3 protein-coding genes are annotated in these 2,743 nt (G+C 66.2%); all 3 read left to right on the top strand.

Annotated features, from left to right (window positions below; all coding sequences use genetic code 11):
* Positions 1-213, top strand: a 213-nt coding sequence (locus EOA38_RS32790) for a TOBE domain-containing protein (protein ID WP_127301180.1), incomplete at its 5' end; no start/stop codon positions are given.
* Between the two features lie 146 nt (positions 214-359).
* Complete coding sequence (locus EOA38_RS32785) at positions 360-1,910, top strand: sodium:proton antiporter (RefSeq protein WP_126092106.1); 1,551 nt, start codon at positions 360-362, stop codon at positions 1,908-1,910.
* Between the two features lie 108 nt (positions 1,911-2,018).
* Positions 2,019-2,743, top strand: a 725-nt coding sequence (locus EOA38_RS32780; RefSeq protein ID WP_127301179.1) for an endonuclease/exonuclease/phosphatase family protein, incomplete at its 3' end; no start/stop codon positions are given.

Genomic DNA, 2,743 nt, shown 5'->3' with positions numbered 1-2,743 from the left:
ATTTCACTCGGACGCCAGCCGGGCCACGACACCAGCCTTTCGGGCGAGATCGCCGAAGTGCATTTCCTCGGCTCGGTCATCCGCGTGCGCGTCGGCATCGGCGGCAACACGGTGTCGCTCGACACCTTCAACAACTCCGCGACGCCGCCGCCCGTCGTCGGCGAGAAGGCGGATATCTCCTTCTCGTCGGGCGACATGCTGGTGCTGCACTAGGCTATACAGCCTGAGCCAACTGGACTGAAGCTCTTCAAGCCGGTGCGATGTCCATAGTGGCCAGGCGATATCGACGCGCTGGACAATCAACAGCATCTTGACTCGAGGGTACTGCCAACTTTCGCGCTTCGCCGTTACGATGAGCCATGGCGCTGTTCGAGCTCACCCTTATCCTGCTTCTCATCGCCGTCGCGCTGACGGCGGTTTCGCGGTGGATGGAGGTTCCCTATCCGTCCCTGCTGGCTTTGGCAGGGGCGGGGCTTGCCTTCCTGCCCGGCGCACCGACCATTGAGATCGATCCGGAACTTGCGCTGGCGCTGTTCATTGCGCCGGTGCTTCTCGATGCCGCCTACGACACCTCGCTGCGCGACCTGAAGCGCTACCGCCTGTCGCTGGCGCTCCTGGCGCTCGGCGCAGTCGTCTTCACCACCGTGGCGGTCGCCGTCGTCGGCTGGAAGATGGCCGGCCTGCCGATCGCGGCGGCAATCGCGCTCGGCGCCATCGTCGCCCCGCCGGACGCGGTGGCGGCGAGCGCCGTGCTCGGGCAGTTCAAGGTGCCGCACCGCATCACCGCCATCCTGCAAGGCGAGAGCCTGCTCAACGACGCCACCGCGCTGTTGATCTACCGGATATCGGTTTCGGCGACGATCGGCGCTGTCATGCTGAAAGACGCAGTCCCGGTCATCCTGCTGTCGACGGTCGGCAGTGTCGCCGCAGGCTATCTGTTCGGCCGCATCTCGCTCATCGCGCTCACGCGGATAGAGGATGCGGCGAGCAGCACGGTGGTGCAGTTCGCCGGCACCTTCGCCGTCTGGATCATCGCCGACAAGATCGGTCTTTCGGCCATCATCACCATCGTCGTCTACGCCATCACCATCGCGCGCACCGCACCGCGCCACATGTCGGCGAGGCGCCGCGTCAGCACCTATTCGGTCTGGGAGTCGGCGGTGTTCGTGCTCAACGTGCTGGCTTTCGTGCTGATGGGCCTGCAGGCACGGTCGATCGTCGGCCGGCTCTCCGGCGAAGGGCAAGGCGATGCATTTCTGTTCGCCGCAACGGTGCTGGCCGTCGTCGTCGCGGCACGCCTCGTCTGGGTGCTGGGTTACGTCGCGGTCATGCGATGGTTCGCCCGCTTCGACAGCGAAGACAAAAGGCGGGATGCGCCGACGTTCCGCGGCGCCGTGCTCGTCGGCTGGTGCGGCATGCGCGGGCTGGTGACGCTGGTGGCGGCCTTCGCCTTGCCGGCAGGCTTTCCTGGTCGCGACCCGATCGTGCTCGCCGCCTTTGCGGTCGTTCTCGGCACGCTGGTGCTGCAAGGGATGAGCTTGAAGCCTCTGCTGCGCCGGCTGAATTTCGAGCGGGATACGACGATAGACCGTGAAGTGGCGCAGGCGCGCGTCGCCATCATGCAGGCCGCGCTCGATGTGCTGAGCCGCAAGACATCCGCCGCGGCGGCCGTCGTGCGCGAGCAATACGAAGCCCAGCGCCTGGTCGCCGAGAATCCTGAGGATGCGCAGGCTGCGACCGAATACGACCGGCTGCGCCTTTATGCCATCAAACGGCAACGCGACACGCTGGAGGAACTGCGCCGCAACGGAACGATCGGCGACGAGGCCTATCACCGCCTCGAGGAAGAAATCGACTGGTCGGAACTGGCGGCGTCGCCGGCCGGCCGGTTTCAACCGCTTACGACCTAGGCTCGGCCCGGCGGTCACTAGCTGGACTATTCCGCGTGGCGCCGCGGTCCATTGCAACGCTGTGCCCAAGGCGCTACTGCCATCGCCATATAGTCAGCCGGTTAATCAATGAAGCTGATCAGCTACAACATCCAGTACGGGTTCGGCAGCGACGGCCGCTACGATCTGGCGCGCGCCGCGCGCATCGTCGACGGCGCCGGCATCATCGCCCTGCAAGAAGTCGAGCGGCACTGGCAGCGCAGCAATGGCGACGACCAGCCGGAAATCCTGTCCAGGCTGCTGCCGGACTATCACTGGGTTTACGGTCCGGCCTTCGACATGGATGCCAGCGAAAAACGCGACGGCCGTATCGTGAACCGCCGGCGGCAGTTCGGCACGATGGTGCTGTCGAAGCTGCCGATCGTCTGGTCGCGGCTGCACGCGCTGCCGCTGCGCCGCGCGCTCAGGCCGCTCAATACCCGCAACGCCGCGCTCGAATGCATGATCCGCACGCCGGCGGGACCGGTGCGGATATTCTCGCTGCATCTTGCCCATATCGCGGTTGAGGAGCGGCTGGAACAGATCGACTACCTGCTTGCCGAGCACTGTCGCGCGCCAGCCGACGGAGGCCCGTGGAGCGGCGCCGACGACGAGCCGCAGCGCAACTGGAGTGACGGCCAGCCGGAGCCGGAAAGCCCGCTGGCGGCGATCTGGCTCGGCGATTTCAATATGGAGCCGGGCAGCGCCGAATACCGGCGCATCGTCGGCAGCACGCCCTACCATCGCGGCGCCGCCTATATCGACGGTTTCGTCGATGCGGCCGCCGTCGCCAGCGAGCGCGTGCCGGACTTCCA

The organism is Mesorhizobium sp. M1E.F.Ca.ET.041.01.1.1 (genome assembly GCF_003997355.1).
GTDB lineage: Bacteria > Pseudomonadota > Alphaproteobacteria > Rhizobiales > Rhizobiaceae > Mesorhizobium.
This window is presented reverse-complemented; position numbering and strand designations above follow the sequence as displayed.

What these genes read in the sequence shown, in the direction of transcription:
- EOA38_RS32785 (WP_126092106.1), top strand. Translation starts at nt 360, where the DNA reads ATGGCGCTGTTCGAGCTCACCCTTATCCTGCTTCTCATCGCCGTCGCG.